Origin of the sequence: Bacillus sp. FJAT-29814, assembly GCF_001510715.1 — a bacterium.
Classification (GTDB): domain Bacteria; phylum Bacillota; class Bacilli; order Bacillales; family Cytobacillaceae; genus Neobacillus.
In genome coordinates this window covers 341,787-356,598 of the sequence record NZ_LMTJ01000002.1, presented here as the reverse complement: position 1 = coordinate 356,598, position 14,812 = coordinate 341,787, and the positions used below count along the sequence as shown (strand labels likewise).

General features: G+C 43.2%; 19 protein-coding genes and 1 riboswitch. Of the genes, 10 read left to right on the top strand and 9 right to left on the bottom strand.

Features of this window, described 5'->3' with window-relative positions; translation table 11 throughout:
* The first annotated feature begins 87 nt into the window (after positions 1-87).
* From AR334_RS05690 to AR334_RS05675, 4 genes are all read left to right on the top strand, one after another.
* Complete coding sequence (locus AR334_RS05690; protein WP_066306641.1) at positions 88-855, top strand: energy-coupling factor transporter transmembrane protein EcfT; 768 nt, start codon at positions 88-90, stop codon at positions 853-855.
* Entirely contained in the window at positions 852-1,697 is an 846-nt protein-coding gene (locus tag AR334_RS05685) for an energy-coupling factor ABC transporter ATP-binding protein (protein WP_066306638.1), read from the top strand. The genes AR334_RS05690 and AR334_RS05685 overlap by 4 nt, the downstream gene beginning before the upstream one ends.
* The gene (locus tag AR334_RS05680; RefSeq protein WP_066306635.1) at positions 1,694-2,485 is read left to right on the top strand and encodes an energy-coupling factor ABC transporter ATP-binding protein; all 792 of its coding nucleotides are present in this window, start codon (positions 1,694-1,696) and stop codon (positions 2,483-2,485) included. The genes AR334_RS05685 and AR334_RS05680 overlap by 4 nt, the downstream gene beginning before the upstream one ends.
* A gap of 183 nt (positions 2,486-2,668) precedes the next feature.
* Positions 2,669-2,890, top strand: a complete 222-nt coding sequence (locus AR334_RS05675) for a hypothetical protein (protein WP_066306627.1) — start codon at positions 2,669-2,671, stop codon at positions 2,888-2,890.
* Positions 2,891-3,009: 119 nt separating this feature from the next.
* Here AR334_RS05675 and AR334_RS05670 read toward each other — a convergent pair whose 3' ends face one another.
* The 5 genes from AR334_RS05670 to AR334_RS05650 all read right to left on the bottom strand — a co-directional run bounded on the left by AR334_RS05670 (position 3,010) and on the right by AR334_RS05650 (position 7,450).
* Positions 3,010-4,083 carry a PotD/PotF family extracellular solute-binding protein gene (locus AR334_RS05670; RefSeq protein ID WP_066306620.1) on the bottom strand — a complete coding sequence of 358 codons (1,074 nt, stop codon included), beginning with the start codon at positions 4,081-4,083 and terminating at the stop codon, positions 3,010-3,012.
* On the bottom strand, positions 4,080-4,886 hold the full coding sequence (locus tag AR334_RS05665; protein ID WP_066306618.1) for an ABC transporter permease: 807 nt from the start codon (positions 4,884-4,886) through the stop codon (positions 4,080-4,082). The genes AR334_RS05670 and AR334_RS05665 overlap by 4 nt, the downstream gene beginning before the upstream one ends.
* Before the next feature lies 1 nt (position 4,887).
* A complete protein-coding gene (locus AR334_RS05660) occupies positions 4,888-5,691 on the bottom strand; it encodes an ABC transporter permease (RefSeq protein WP_066307691.1) in 804 nt (267 codons plus the stop codon).
* Complete coding sequence (locus AR334_RS05655; protein WP_066306616.1) at positions 5,681-6,796, bottom strand: ABC transporter ATP-binding protein; 1,116 nt, start codon at positions 6,794-6,796, stop codon at positions 5,681-5,683. Before AR334_RS05655 ends, AR334_RS05660 begins: the two co-directional genes overlap by 11 nt.
* A gap of 141 nt (positions 6,797-6,937) precedes the next feature.
* Positions 6,938-7,450 (bottom strand): DoxX family membrane protein, encoded by a 513-nt coding sequence (locus AR334_RS05650; RefSeq protein ID WP_066306609.1) that lies wholly within the window; start codon positions 7,448-7,450, stop codon positions 6,938-6,940.
* A gap of 246 nt (positions 7,451-7,696) precedes the next feature.
* Between AR334_RS05650 and AR334_RS05645 the strand changes: the two genes are divergently transcribed.
* From AR334_RS05645 to AR334_RS05630, 4 genes are all read left to right on the top strand, one after another.
* Complete coding sequence (locus tag AR334_RS05645) at positions 7,697-8,443, top strand: MBL fold metallo-hydrolase (protein ID WP_066306606.1); 747 nt, start codon at positions 7,697-7,699, stop codon at positions 8,441-8,443.
* Positions 8,416-8,988, top strand: a complete 573-nt coding sequence (locus tag AR334_RS05640; protein ID WP_066306597.1) for a TetR/AcrR family transcriptional regulator — start codon at positions 8,416-8,418, stop codon at positions 8,986-8,988. The genes AR334_RS05645 and AR334_RS05640 overlap by 28 nt, the downstream gene beginning before the upstream one ends.
* Before the next feature lie 83 nt (positions 8,989-9,071).
* Positions 9,072-9,680 (top strand): exonuclease domain-containing protein, encoded by a 609-nt coding sequence (locus tag AR334_RS05635; protein WP_066306594.1) that lies wholly within the window; start codon positions 9,072-9,074, stop codon positions 9,678-9,680.
* Positions 9,681-9,719: 39 nt separating this feature from the next.
* Complete coding sequence (locus tag AR334_RS05630) at positions 9,720-9,911, top strand: hypothetical protein (protein ID WP_216638008.1); 192 nt, start codon at positions 9,720-9,722, stop codon at positions 9,909-9,911.
* Positions 9,912-9,964: 53 nt separating this feature from the next.
* Here the strand turns inward: AR334_RS05630 and AR334_RS05625 are convergent, their stop codons facing one another.
* Positions 9,965-10,393, bottom strand: coding sequence for a VOC family protein (locus tag AR334_RS05625; protein WP_066306582.1), 429 nt, complete (start codon positions 10,391-10,393; stop codon positions 9,965-9,967).
* 241 nt (positions 10,394-10,634) lie between these two features.
* Here AR334_RS05625 and AR334_RS05620 point away from each other — a divergent pair, with 241 nt between their 5' ends.
* Positions 10,635-11,012 (top strand): hypothetical protein, encoded by a 378-nt coding sequence (locus AR334_RS05620; RefSeq protein ID WP_066306580.1) that lies wholly within the window; start codon positions 10,635-10,637, stop codon positions 11,010-11,012.
* Positions 11,013-11,109: 97 nt separating this feature from the next.
* On the opposite strand, the gene AR334_RS05615 is transcribed toward AR334_RS05620, so the two are convergent.
* The gene (locus tag AR334_RS05615; protein ID WP_066306577.1) at positions 11,110-12,204 is read right to left on the bottom strand and encodes a citrate synthase/methylcitrate synthase; all 1,095 of its coding nucleotides are present in this window, start codon (positions 12,202-12,204) and stop codon (positions 11,110-11,112) included.
* Positions 12,205-12,311: 107 nt separating this feature from the next.
* Between AR334_RS05615 and AR334_RS05610 the strand changes: the two genes are divergently transcribed.
* Positions 12,312-13,190: a LysR family transcriptional regulator gene (locus AR334_RS05610; protein ID WP_066306575.1), complete on the top strand. Its 879-nt coding sequence runs from the start codon at positions 12,312-12,314 to the stop codon at positions 13,188-13,190.
* 107 nt (positions 13,191-13,297) lie between these two features.
* Here the strand turns inward: AR334_RS05610 and AR334_RS05605 are convergent, their stop codons facing one another.
* Together AR334_RS05605 and AR334_RS05600 are read right to left on the bottom strand one after the other, a co-directional pair.
* The gene (locus tag AR334_RS05605; RefSeq protein WP_066307689.1) at positions 13,298-13,822 is read right to left on the bottom strand and encodes a DinB family protein; all 525 of its coding nucleotides are present in this window, start codon (positions 13,820-13,822) and stop codon (positions 13,298-13,300) included.
* A gap of 267 nt (positions 13,823-14,089) precedes the next feature.
* Complete coding sequence (locus AR334_RS05600) at positions 14,090-14,620, bottom strand: QueT transporter family protein (protein WP_066307687.1); 531 nt, start codon at positions 14,618-14,620, stop codon at positions 14,090-14,092.
* A gap of 36 nt (positions 14,621-14,656) precedes the next feature.
* A riboswitch (PreQ1 riboswitch) is annotated at positions 14,657-14,701 on the bottom strand.
* Positions 14,702-14,812: the final 111 nt, after the last annotated feature.

Genomic DNA, 14,812 nt, shown 5'->3' with positions numbered 1-14,812 from the left:
CGATTGGCGGGTCTTCATTTAGTGATTGACCCTTGTCTCAATTTACAGGAAAATTGAGGTATATTGAAGGAAAGCTGGTGAGGCTTCTTGAAGTCGATTAGCTTATATGTGGACAGGGAATCGTTCGTCCATGATGTCGATCCCATCACGAAACTAATCTATATTTTATTTGCCATTTTGATTCCGATCATTCTACCATCATTTACGGTCTCGTTCATTTGTGTCGGAATCAGTTTACTGTTTTTATTGGCAGCGGGTGTTTTTCGAAAAACCCTACCGATATTCGGATTTGTCTTTCTCGTCCTGATTACCGTTGTCATCATTCAAGGGCTGTTTAGGCCGGAAAACGAAACGGTGCTGTTTCAAATCGGCCCATTTGCCATGTATCAGGAAGGACTTTATTATGCTTTAAAAATTACACTAAGGGTTGTCAATATTGTCGGGGCGTTTATGATTCTGGTGCTGACCACCAAACCATCCGATCTTGTCGAGTCATTGGTTCGCAAAGGCATGTCGCCACGAATCGGCTACGTCATTGTTTCAGTGTTCCAAATCATACCAGAAATGATGGCGTCGATGAGTACGATTACCGATGCACAGCGGTCGCGCGGAATGGAAACCGAGGGGAGTCTGCTTGTCCGGATTAAAGCCTTTCTGCCGCTGTTGGGCCCAGTTGTATTAGGGTCGCTGATCAATACGAAGGAGCGGGCGATGGCTTTGGAGGTACGAGGTTTTAATTCACGGACCCCAAAGACCTATCTTAATGTGGAAAAAACCTATGCCCATAGCAAATGGATTCAATCCTTACTGCTATTGCTCATCGTGGGTGCCGTTGCCTGGAGGATTTTTTTATGAAAAAAATTATTGCCCAAGGACTTAAATATAAATATCCATTAGCCGAAACATTGGCGCTCAATGACATTTCCTTTGAAGTGGAAGCAGGCGAATTCATCGGGGTTATTGGAAAGAATTCAGCGGGGAAATCGACATTATGCCAGGCCATGGTTGGACTTGTGCCGCATTTCTACAAGGGTGCGTACGGTGGGAAGGTCCTGGTTGACGGGCTCGAAGTCAAACAGCACAGTATTGCCGACCTCTCGTTAAAGGTAGGAATGGTTTTTCAAAACCCTTTCACGCAAGTGACGGGCTCAAAAATGACAGTTTATGAGGAAATTGCCTTTGGACTTGAGAATATCGGATTGCCGCGGGACGAAATGCTAAAACGAATTGATGAAGTGCTTAAGCTGTTAAAAATAGAACATGTCAAAGACCATAACCCGTTTGACCTCTCTGGCGGGCAGTTGCAGCGGATGGCCATCGCCGGCATCATCGCCATGAAACCGGAAATTTTAGTGTTGGATGAACCGACTTCCCAGTTGGACCCGGCCGGTTCCGATGAAGTGTTCAGGGCCATTCATGAGCTTAGTCAACAGGGTTTTACCGTCATTATGGCCGAACACAAAATGGAAAAGGTCGCCCAGTATTGTAATCGGGTTCTATTGCTTCATGAAGGCATGGTTATTGACTTTGATACCCCTGAAAAAATATTTTCACGAGATGATTTGGAGACGTACGGTATAACCGCACCAGTTTATACACGAGTTTGCAGGGCGCTAGGCGTGAAAAAGGCTGGGACAGACAGTTACCCTGTAACGCTTGTAGATGCAGAGATGGCATTGCGAGGTGTGATCAAATGATAAAAGTGTCCAATCTTTCATTTTCCTATCATAAAGCGGAGGGCCCGGTGCTCTCTGGAATTAATTTGGAGTTTGACCGGCGGTCCACAGCAATTATCGGCCAAAACGGAGCAGGGAAAACAACCTTTGTGAAGCTTCTAAAAGGCCTTTTAAAGCCGGATGAAGGTGACATACTGATTCAAAATCACAATGTAAAACGGAAAACGGCGGCTGAATTGGCCAGAACCGTCGGGCTGGTGTTTCAAAATCCAAATGATCAGATTTTCAAACGAACGGTTCTTGAGGAAGCGATGTTCGGGCTGCTCAATATCAAGATGGGAAGGCATACTGCCGAGAAGCAAGCTGTTAAGGCGTTGAAGTTGGTTAACCTTGACGATAAACTTGAGATGAACCCTCATGATTTAAGCCTTTCGGAAAAAAAGCTGCTCTGCATTGCTTCCATTGTCGCGATGGATCCAGACATCATCATTTTGGATGAACCGACCATTGCTCAGGACCATGCCGGCAAGGAAATCATTAAGCAAATCATCAAAGAGCTTACAAAGAAAGAGAAACTGATTATGACGATTATCCACGATATGGATTTTGTCGCCGAGAACTTTGAGCGCACGATTGTGTTTAATCAGGGGAAGGTCCTGCTTGATGGGGAAACACGTGACGTGTTCGCCCAGAAGGATATTTTGCAGGAAGCCCATGTCGAAGCTCCGGGAATAACACAACTGGCGGAGAACCTTGGTTTTGAAAATACCATTTTAACGGTAGAAGAATTTATTAAAGCTGTAAAGTGAGGAAGGTGACCAAATAGGGCACCTTTTTTTTATATGCTTTTAATTAAAAAATAATAAACAGAGTTACTTTTTTATTCTCCGGTTCTGCTATATAATGAAGTTATTATAGTGTTCACAGAATTGTTAAAAATATAGCTTGACCATTGTTTATATAGGGTGAAATATGGTTTGGAGGGGTCGGTAATGTTACGTGCGGCAATTGCGGGTGTGTTGGGGTTTGTGCTTGTTTTTATCGAATCAATAATTGTAATGAAACTTAAAGGCTATGTAACCATCGAATTTGGCGGAATTACTCCGTTTATCAACGTTTGGGCCATGAACTTCTTCTTCGTCTTTGCCATCCTGACTCAGGTGACGAATTGGTATACAGACAGAGAAAGCCTCAAAGAAGACAAGAGCTATTAATAAGTGCGCCACAATCACCTTTCGGATGATTGTGGCGTTTTTCTTTTGCCCGATAGGGGTCTGGAGAGGGCCCAGCGGTAAAAATCAAAAAATAAATAAGACTAGGCAGTGGCCCAGTCTTATTTCCGATGCATCTTAAATTGCAAAAACAACTCATTATAATACGCCAAATTTCGTTTCCCTAGGTTCTCGTATACTTCCAGTTTCTCGGTCAGCTCCGGTGAAGGATAGAACCGCTCATCCTCCACAACTTCCTTAGGCAAGTGCTTCAATGCAGCCTTATTCGGTGTAGAGTAGCCGACGTAATCGGTGTTTTGCGCAGCAACCTCGGGATCAAGCATGAAGTTGATGAATTTGTGCGCACCATCCACGTTCTTAGCGGTTTTCGGGATGACCATGTTATCAAACCACAAATTCGAGCCTTCCTTTGGCACCACATAATCCAAATCCTCATTTTCTGACATGATTTCCGAAGCATCCCCAGACCAGACGAGACCAATCGAAGCCTCCTCATTGGCCATGAGCATCTTGATTTCATCCCCGACAATTGCTTTTACATTCGGCGTCAGCTTATCAAGTTTCGTCTTTGCTTCCTGCAAATGCTTTTTATTCGTATCATTTAATGAGTATCCAAGACTATTTAACCCCATGCCCATGACCTCACGAGCCCCGTCAATCAACAAAATTTCATTTTTTAAAGCAGGGTCCCAGAGGTCATTCCAGCTGGTGATTTTTTTCCCGTTAATCATAGATGGATTATAGACAACACCAACAGTTCCCCAGAAATACGGAACGGAATATTTATTATCAGGGTCAAACGGCAAATCCATAAACCGCTGATCAATGTTTTTCAAGTTCGGCAGTTTGGAATGGTCAAGCGGAATCAGCAAATCATCCTGGCGCATTTTATCAATCGTGTATTCAGACGGGACCGCCACATCATAGCTGGTACCGCCCTGCTGAATTTTGGTCATCATCGCCTCATTGGAATCAAAGGTTTCATAAATCACCTTGATGCCGGTTTCTTTTTCGAACCGTTTAATTAACTCCACATCAATGTAATCGCCCCAGTTATAAACGGTCAGCGTATTGTTCCCGGAATAGCCTTGGGAGGTGTTCAAATGGGAAATCGTCCCCAGCAGGATCCCTGAAACCACAACGATGATTAGGAAAAATCGGACCAAATTGTTCATCGCTTGCGCACCCCCATTCCATTAACCTTCGAAGCTCTTGTGATAAAGTAATAAATCACGACTAGCAGCATCGTAAAGAGGAACAAGAGGGCGGACAAGGCATTAATATTTAACGCGATTCCCCGCCGCGCCAGCGAGTAAATTTCCACGGACAGCGTCGAAAAACCGTTCCCGGTTACAAAGAAAGTGACGGCAAAATCATCGAAAGAATAAGTGAGGGCCATGAAAAAACCGGCCCAGATTCCCGGTGTAATGTACGGGATGATGACCTTGGTGAAAATATTCCACCGTCCCGCCCCCAAATCCCGTGCTGCATCAATTAACGATGGGCTCATCTCCAATAGTTTTGGGAGCACCATCAGCACAACGATCGGAATGCTAAAAGCAATATGTGACATCAATACCGAATAGAAGCCCAGTTTGATTCCGGCCATCGTGAACAGGATTAAAAACGAGGCGCCGATGATAACGTCCGGGCTGACAATCAATATATTGTTTAACGACATTAAGGTGTTTTTTGTCTGATTTTTTTTCGCCAAATAAATCACCAGTGCCCCGAGCACCCCGATGATCGTCGCAATCAGAGCCGACAACAAAGCAATTACAATTGTATTTAAAACAATAATTAATAATCTTGTATCCTGAAACAGTTCCCGGTACCAATCAAGCGAAAACCCTTCAAAGTCATACATCGTATCGCCGCTGTTGAACGAATAAAAAATCAGAAAGAAAATCGGTGCATATAGGATAAAAAAGATAATCGCCAAAAACAGTTTCGATAACGGTGTAATTTTTTTATCCAATTTACACACCTCGCTTTCTGGTGTTTGTGAGGACCATAATCAGGACCATCGCAATAATTAAAAATACGGCAATCGTTGAGCCCATGCCCCAATCTTGGGTTACGAGGAAATGCTGTTCAATCGATGTTCCCAGGGTAATCACTCGGTTGCCGGCAATTAACCGCGTCAGCATGAACAACGAAAGTGCAGGAATAAACACAACTTGGCAGCCCGATTTCACGCCATCAAGCGTCAGCGGAAAAATCACTCTTCGGAAAGTCACCCATTTCGATGCTCCCAAATCGCTTGCGGCATCCAGAAGCGTCGGGTTCAATTCATTCAGGGCATTGAAAATTGGCAAAATCATGAACGGGATAAAAATATATACCGAGACAAAAACAAAGCTGAAATCGGTAAACAGGATTTGCTTCGAGCCAATGCCAATGATTTTTAAAAAGCTGTTGGCGGCGCCGTATGTCCCGAAAATTCCCAAAAAAGCATAGGCCTTCAATAAAAGATTAATCCACGAGGGAACGATAATCAGCAGAAGCCATAATTGCTTATGTTTGGTTTTTGTCAGCAGCAGTGCGGTCGGATAAGCAACCAACAGCGAAATCGCCGTGATCAAAAACGCATACCAAAACGAACTTAGGGTCATCTGCAGATATACGGGCGTGAAAAACTTTTGATAGTTAACAAATGAAAAATTTCCTTCAATATCAAATAAAGAATAATAAACGACGAGAACTATAGGTGCCACTACGAACAGGAGCATCCACAGGAAATAGGGGATGGAGTATAAATGGCGGGTTAGCTTATTTTCCATCGCCAGAACCCTGCCCATCATTATATGCCTCTAACCGGCGGTCGAATTCTTCCTCTGTCTCCCCGTGGCGCATGACATGAATCGCTTCCGGGTCAAAATAAAGCCCGATTTCATCGCCGACATTAGCCTTTTTGGTGGAATGGACGAGCCACTCATTTCCGTCCTTGTCGTAGCAGGACAGCTCATAATGAACCCCGCGGAACAATTGCGAGTCAACGCGGACCTGAAGTTTGCCGCGGTCCAAAGTAGTAATTTCCAAATCCTCCGGACGGATGACAACTTCAATGGGTTCATTTTCGTTAAAGCCTTCGTCGACACAATCAAACTGCTTGCCAGTAAATTCAACCAGATGATCCCGGAGCATGACTCCGTCGACAATATTGGACTCTCCAATAAAATCAGCAACGAAGCGGTTGATCGGCTCATCGTATATATCGGTCGGTGTACCGCTTTGCTGAATGATCCCTTTGTTAAGAACAAAAATTTCATCGGACATCGCCAACGCTTCTTCTTGGTCATGGGTAACAAAAATAAAGGTAATCCCAAGCCGGCGCTGCAGCTCACGAAGTTCATACTGCATTTCAGTGCGCAGTTTTAAGTCTAGTGCTGAAAGCGGCTCATCAAGCAGGATGACTTCCGGTTCATTCACAATTGCCCTCGCAATCGCTACCCGTTGCTTTTGCCCGCCGGACATCTCCCTAATTTCGCGGGTTTCATAACCCTGAAGGTTAACAAAACTCAATGCTTCTCGAACCTTTTTGGTTATTTCACTGTTTTTTAGCTTTTTTATACGTAAGCCGAAAGCGACATTTTCAAACACATTTAAATGGGGGAATAACGCATAATCTTGAAACACCGTGTTCATCTTGCGTTTATTGGCAGGTACATGATTGATTTTTTCTCCGTTAAAATAAATATCACCGTTTGATGGTTCTGTAAATCCGGCAATTAATCGCAATATCGTTGTTTTCCCACAACCTGAGGGACCGAGTAAGGTATAAAATTTGCCTCGTTCTATTTCAAAACTAACATCTTGAAGCACGGGTGGATCGTTATCGTATTGCTTTGTTACATGGTTAAATTGAATAATGGCAGTATTTGGCACAAATAGCCACCCCCTTGTATAATTATCTATTCGTTAGATTCGGGAACAATTATACAGGTTCTGTCAAAAAATTCAATCGTAGTTTACTTTTACATAAAAAAATGCCCCATTCCATACTTGGAATGAGGCATTTTTTAAAAGTTACGCATTGCTTTTGACAGGCTCGCTGTTTTTCAAAACAGTTTTACGGATGAATGGAACCACCCAGCGGTCAAGACCGATACGGCCTGCGTTATAACCAGCAGTTAAAATGATGAAGCCAAGCAAGATGTCTGTTGGGTTATGAGATACAGTTCCGGCAAGGAAGAAAGAGAAGTTCATCACAAGGCCGAAGAACATGGCAGCAGTTGTTAAGCAGCCCAAAAGTAATCCTAAACCAATCAATGTTTCACCGACAGGTACAACAACGTTGAAGATATCTACGTTTGGAAGAGCGAAGCCTTTTAAGAATTCCACGTACCAGCCATAAACAACTGCTCCGTCCGGACCTTTAACCGGGTTGGCAATCGCGCCTTTTAAAAATCCAGAAGCATCGAAGCCTCCGCTGGTTAATTTACCTAGACCTGCGGTAAACCAAGAATATCCAAGATATAGACGTAACACTGTTAAAATACCAGCAGCAATTTTGTTTTCTCTTAACCAATTTGCAAACATTTGAAACATCTCCTTAGTATGTTAAATAAGTTATAAATAATTACCACGCTATTAATATAGCAAATTTATTTCATGTTGGGAGTAGTTTGTGCACTTATTCACATTTTTGTAAAAAAGTATTGAACAATTTGTTACAAGGCGACAGTGAATACAATTTTTTACAAAATTTTTTTAAAAAATCTTGCTAAAACTAATGCTATTAGTTATTATAAAACTAATGATATTAGTTTTAGGGAGATGGGTAAAATGAGAATCATTCAAAACGGCTATCTGTATCAAGTTACGTTTATGGCAAAGGTTTTTCCGGTTAATTGCTATTTGGTCGAGGAAGATGATGGATTGACCCTAATTGATGCAGCACTTGATTTTGGTAAAAAGGGGATTATCCAAGTGGCTGAAAAAATTGGGAAGCCGATTACCAAAATTGTGTTGACCCATGCCCATGAAGACCATGTCGGGGCACTAGATTCATTGAAAGAAATCCTTCCAGATGTCCAAGTTTACATCTCCGTGCGGGACAGCCGGTTAATGTCCGGTGACCGGTCGCTTGATGCGCATGAGGAGCAAACCCCAATCAAAGGTGGAGTTCCCAAGAATCTAAAAACAAGGGCCGATGTTTTATTAAAGGAAGGGGACTTCGTTGGTTCGTTGCAGGCATTTGAGACTCCAGGTCATACACCAGGATCGATGTCATTTTTGGACACTCGGACCAATGCAGTCATTGCCGGAGATGCTTTTCAAACACGGGGAGGAATCGCCGTTTCAGGAGATATGAAGTTGTTTTTTCCATTCCCGGCCTTTGCCACATGGAGTAAAAAGGCGGCTTTAGCCAGCGCCAAGAAACTGGTGAATTTAAAACCAAGTTTATTAGCGGTCGGGCATGGGGAGCTGGTTGAAAATCCATTCCATGCAATGACCACAGCCATTAAAAATATGGAACAGAAAATAAATAAAGGAGCTTACAGATGTCACCAAGACCAAGATTTGCACTAGACTTAGCAACGATACTAGAAGCGGCGGGGGAACTAGCCAACGAGCAGGGAATGCAGGAGGTTACCCTTGCGAACCTGGCGAAAAGGCTCAGTATCCGCCCACCTTCATTATATAATCATTTTGATGGGCTTCCAGGCTTACGAAAACACCTCGCTATCTATGGATTGAATAAACTGTATGAGGAAATGACGCAAGCGGCCATTGGGGTATCCGGCACCAAAGCAATCCTTTCAATCGGCCGGGCATATGTTAATTTTGCAAGGACTAATCCGGGAGTATACGAGGCTACCTTGATGGCCCCGGAACCGGAGGATGCCGATGTCCAGCAGGCAGGATCGAAGATTGTCGGCCTCTCTGTCCGGGTGTTGCAGGCATATCAATTGGAGGGAGATATGGCTCTGCATGCCGTCAGGGGCTTACGAAGCATTTTACACGGATTTTCCTCATTGGAGCAAAGGGGCGGCTTCAAAATGGCGTTGGATTTGGATGAAAGCCTAGAAATAATCATTAAAGCGTTTATTGATGGAATCCGTCAGGGGCAATGATCCCTTACGGATTTTTTTCCAGAAGAAACAGGTTGAAAAATTTGATATAATAAAGGAAATTTTTGAATTAAAGGGTGATGGTTATGCTGAAACAGGAAAGCTACGGTTTAATGCTCGATGTTGAGACTACCGGATTAGGTCCAACTAAGGATGAAGTCATTGAACTGGCCTTGAAGCTTTTTTCCTTCCGGTCGGAAACCGGTGAAATTCTTGATATACTGGAAGAAGAGTCATTTTTACGAGAACCGCTTTCTGCCACGGCACGGAAGAACTATAACCAAGCATTCCGTGTTCACGGCATTCCCTTTGATGATGTTAGAGGAAAAAGCTTTTATGATGGAAAAATTAAAACCTATTTTCACAGGGCAGAGGCAGTTTTTGCGCACAATGCATCATTTGACCGCAGCTTTCTTTTTCAGATGTACCCGGAAGTAAACGATTTGAAGTGGTATTGCACAATGCGAAATGTCCCTTGGAAACAGTATGGTTTTCCAAATGGCAAGCTGCTTACACTTTTGCAAGCACATGAGATTACAAATTATCAAACACATAGAGCGATGGACGATATTACATACTTGATGGAACTGCTGAAAAAGGTGAGTCCAAAGGGAAATCTATATCTTCACGAAGTCTTGGAATACGGGCCGATGAGAAAATACCAACCCGCCGCTTCAAGGGCAAAAATGGGGTAACTCGGGATGATTTATTGTCCTTTCTGCGAGCAAGGTGTAGTGTGCAAAGCCATGGTTGCAAAGCTGGATCATCATATTTATATTTGTGATGAATGTGATACGATTTGGCTGGAAGGCGTGCAGTTTAAGGAAGAAAACTGCCAACGATTTGATGCCTTCATAGAGGCAAATGGTCTTGAGCCTTTGTGGGGTGAACTGACTGATATCGATAGATATTGGACGAGGGAATAGATTTATGGCTCTGATGCACATGCTGCAACCAGAGCCATTTTTGTATCTACTTATTATTGATGTGGACCTTCCGTAAACACCTGGAAGGTGACCCCGAATTTGTCCGTTACTGTGCCATAAGCAGGGCTAAAGAACGTTTCCTGGATCGGCATTTCCACTTGGCCTCCGTCCGAAAGCGCTTCGAACATTCTCCTTGCCTGTTCCGCATCGTTCGTTGAAATACAAATTATCACTTGCGTTCCGGTTTGATGCGGTTGTCCCGGGAATGTGTCAGAAAACATAATCTCAGACTCACCGACCTTAATGGAGGCGTGACTGACACGATCCTTGGCATCTGCAGGCAGCGGAAATTCCGGGTTTTCAGGCATTTCTCCAAAAGATTGCATAAACAGAACCTGAGCGTCCAACGCCTTCTCGTAAAATTGGACTGCTTCCCGTGCGTTTCCATTCATCACTAAATAGGGTATTAATTTTACGGCCATCCAACAATCACTCCTTGAATTAAATTTATTAGTTAACGTTTTTAGAAAATGAAATTAACACAGTTGCTATTATTAACCAATAGTTACATTATAAAACAAGGAACGTGTGTTCGTAAATGGTTTTTTTAAAATAAATGAGAGGATGAATAGGAAAAAGTTGTAAAAGTGGATGATTAGGTGTAAAATTACACTAAATGAGTGAATCCGTGCGTGCAAACTTTTAACGGGAGGAAGGTCCATCTTGAAAAAAACAATAATCAGTATACTATTGATTAGTTTACTAAGTTTTCCCTACGTATTTATCGCAATGTTTCTTGATGTTTCGCAAGGCTCAATGCTAGGGTACGGGATCATGGTCGTAATCAGTTTGATATTGGGTTACATCGCCATGTATTCGGCCACGGTACCAGTACTGGTTATTGGCAACCTGGTCTCCTTGGTCATTTCCTATTATCTCAATACAACAATGGCCGGACACGAAAAATGGGGCTGGTATTTCAAACCCCTAACATCCCAGCAACTGCTAATCGTTGTAAGTATCCTCAACCTAATCCCCCAAATCATTGGACTAACCATCCACCGAAACCAAAAAGATAAACCCACAAAGGCAAGGATCTAATCCCTTGCCTTTTCCTAATTATGGGCTAATTTGCAAGTGTCCACCTGAGGAATACAAATGTCCACGACCGGTGCCTGACACCAATTTTTGAAACCATTTATTTGAATGTCCCGATGTATTTTGATTGTGGCCGGTAGATGGTGTTGTTTTCGGCTTGTTCGAGAATGTGTGCCGTCCAGCCGACGATCCTGCTTGCGGTGAAGGTTGGTGTGAATAGGTCTGCTTCCATGTGGATGGCTTTCATGATGGCGGCGGCGTAGAACTCTACATTTGTATAAAGTGACCTTCCAGGTTTTAGTTCCTCTAACACCTTGACTGCTGTTTCTTCTGTTTCTATTGCGAGGTCAAGCCATTCATCCTGGCCAACCAATTCCTGCAACTTGGCCTTTAGGGCAATGGCGCGGGGGTCATGAGTTTTATAGACGCGATGACCAAAACCCATTAATCTGTCTCCCCTAAACAATTTATTCTTCATCACCATTTCGGCGTCGCCGACTGCCGCAACCTCATCCAACAGTTCAATTACTCCTGAAGGAGCTCCTCCATGAAGCGGCCCTTTCATGGTTCCAATCGCCGAAGTGACGGCAGAAACCATATCGGATTCAGTCGATGCGGTCACCCGTGCGGAAAAGGTGGAGGCGTTCATTCCGTGTTCAAGAGTCAGGATCATGTACGTTTCTAGAGCTTCCACATGTGCTGTCAATGGGGTGGTGCCGTTAAGCATATAAAGGTAATTGGCGACATGGTCCAACTCATCCGAAGGCTGGATAAACTCTTTTCCTTCCAACTGTCTTTTCCGATAGGCGATAATGGTAGGGGCGAGGGCAGTGATTCGAATCGCTTGTGAAACTGTCGGCTTCCAGCCATAGTCGGAGTCAAAGTTTCCGGCTTCTGCTGAAATGGCTGTTCTTAGGACACTCATTAGGTCCATGGCATGAGGGAGTAGGTCGATTAATTTTTTCATATAATCCGAAAGATGCCTGTGACTCTTTAACTCTGCTTTCAGGGAACTTAACTGTAGCTCATCCGGTAAATAGCCAAACCAGAGAAGATAGGTAACCTCTTCAAAAGAAAGGCTTTTGGTGAGACTTCCGACATCATATCCCCGATATATTAGCTGTCCATTTTCACCATCAATATGGCTGATTAACGTTTCGGCAGCAACAATTCCCTTTAACCCCTTTTGAATCATAAAAATCTCCCCTTTCCTTATTTAGTAATAGTTTATAAAATAAATGTAATTAAGAAAATTAAATTATTTTAAATTGATTGATTACTATTTTTAATAAGGAGGAGATTATGGAGTTCCAATGGCTTAACACGTTTATTACTGCTGCCAGTTGCGGGAATTTCCGCAGGACGGCGGAAATCCTTTATATTTCACAGCCATCTGTCACCGTCCATATTAAACAATTGGAACAAGAGCTTGGGATTCTTTTGTTTGACCGGGATGGGAAAAAAGTAAAACTGACCGAGGCAGGAAGGAGGTACCTGGTCCATGCAAAAAAACTGCTAGAGGTCTATCAGAGCGGGCTTGAGGACATTCAGTCATTTAGTCAGGGGTATACAACGCAATTTTCGATTGCCATTTCACCGTTAATCGCGGATACGATTCTGCCATATGTCCTAAGAAGCTATACGAATCAGCATCCAGAAGTCGAAATTTCGATAAAAATTATTGAATCCGTGGGAATTGAACAAGCAGTATTGGAAGAAGAAGTCGATATTGGGCTATCTTGCTTAAACAGCACTGATCCAGAATTGATTAGCAGACTATTATACAATGACCGGGTGATCCTGATTGCGCCGCACGATGGACGCGATTCTGAAACGGCCCCGCCGTTGGATGAAGAAGAGGTATTAACATCTAACTACCTATTAACACATAATCATCCAGGTTACTGGGATGGCCTTTGCCACGCCGTAAAAAGTAAATACCCTAGTGTGCGAATGATGAAAGTATCCCAAGTTCACATCACGAAAAGATTCATTGTCGAGGGTTTGGGAGTCTCGTTTCTACCGACATCAACTGTCAGAAGAGAGCTGCTGGAAGGAAGGCTATTGGAGGTAGATTGCCATACGATTCAATTGCCCGAAGCCAACACCTACGCCATCATGAAATACGACCACACCAAACAAAAAGAATTTCTCGAATTTATCTCAAACTATCGGATTTAATCAATGGAGTCATCAATGGTGTCATTAATGGTGTCAGGCACCACCCGTGGACAAATGTCCGTGTGGGGTGGACACTTTCAGCGGTCGGTGCCTGAACCAAAACAATTTTATTTCAATTTTGTTAGGTATCTTTCGGTTACGATGTTGCGGTGGTGGATTTCGTGGCCAGCGATGATGTAGGCGATGGCGCGGGCGGTGACCTCAAGGTTGTTTGCGTTCCCGACGTTGGCCCATGCTGCCTCAGGCATATTTTCGATTAATGTTATGGTTGCTTTTCTGACGGCGATGAAATCGGCAAGGACGTTTTTCAATGGCAAGTCACTCATGTGTGCTCCGGCGATATATTCATTTTCATCAAAGCCAGCTAACGGAGTCTTGTCGCCGCGGCCGATTCGAAGCAGGCGATAGCTCATAATTCTCTCGGTATCCGCCATGTGGCAAAGAACTTCTTTCATGCTCCATTTGCCAGGTTCATAGCGAAAATGTTCGTCTGGCTCGGATATCCCTTCGAACAACGAAATCACCTTTTCCAGGTTTCCTTTTAGAATCGATAAAATATCCCCTTCAGGAACCAACCCGACATATGGAACATAATAATCTGGAAACTCATTGTTATTCGGACGCTGCAGCATGCTAAAAACTCCCTTCCAATCTTTTTTTACTATTAATACTATTTCAATTCTAGTATCTTTTTCCTCTAAATACCAATAAAGTGAAACTTCAATCAGTGGGGTTTTTTCCCCACTGATTGTTAGTTGAACCAATCGGACATTTACGGGCAGTTAGTCCTACCTATACTTCTTGGTTTTTTGCATATTTAGGTGGGGCTTACTGCCCGTTAATGTGGGATAAAAAAGCTGCTGCCCGGTTCAAAGACCCAAGCAACAGCTTTTGAAAAACTATTTAAACATTCTATCAAAACCAACACGCTTGTTAATAAAGTACATCACTGGCATACCGATAGCCATTACCACGAACTCACCCGCAGCGGTTGTAAGCCATGTAAACATAAATGGCAGGTCAAAGGCCAAATGCAGTTCAAGCGCAATCAAGAACATTGTAAATGTAAATACTACTGTGTTCACAATCATCCGAGCCCAAAGACCCTTAATAAATTTGGCACTCATCATCGTTATCAATAAGGCAATTAACGACTGGCCGACACCAAAGATAAGGTCATAGGCCTTCATTGGCGAAAAGAATAAATTGGTTAAAAATACCCCTAAAATAATCCCGTAAAGATACTTTTTGTTGAAAACGATCAAGTGGTTGAACATTTCCGAAACACGGAACTGTACCTGTGTAAACCCGAACGGCTGGATTAACGCCGAAACGGCGATGTACAAGGCGGCCACGATTCCGTTTACAACAATTTCCTTGACTCTGCTGCCCGATTGCCCGGCGGCGGCAACACCTTTGCCGGCACCCATTTGCACCAGCGGCTTTGTTGTGTTTTCCATATTCACTTCTCCTTAGTTTTTTATAGTGGGAGGTTCTCGAACCACTCATTAATACTTTCAAACTAATATATTAATATAAACGGCCAGCTTGGTCAATGACACTTTTTTGAAAAATATTGAAACTCACGCTACCATGCTAACGTATATAATAGAAAAATAACA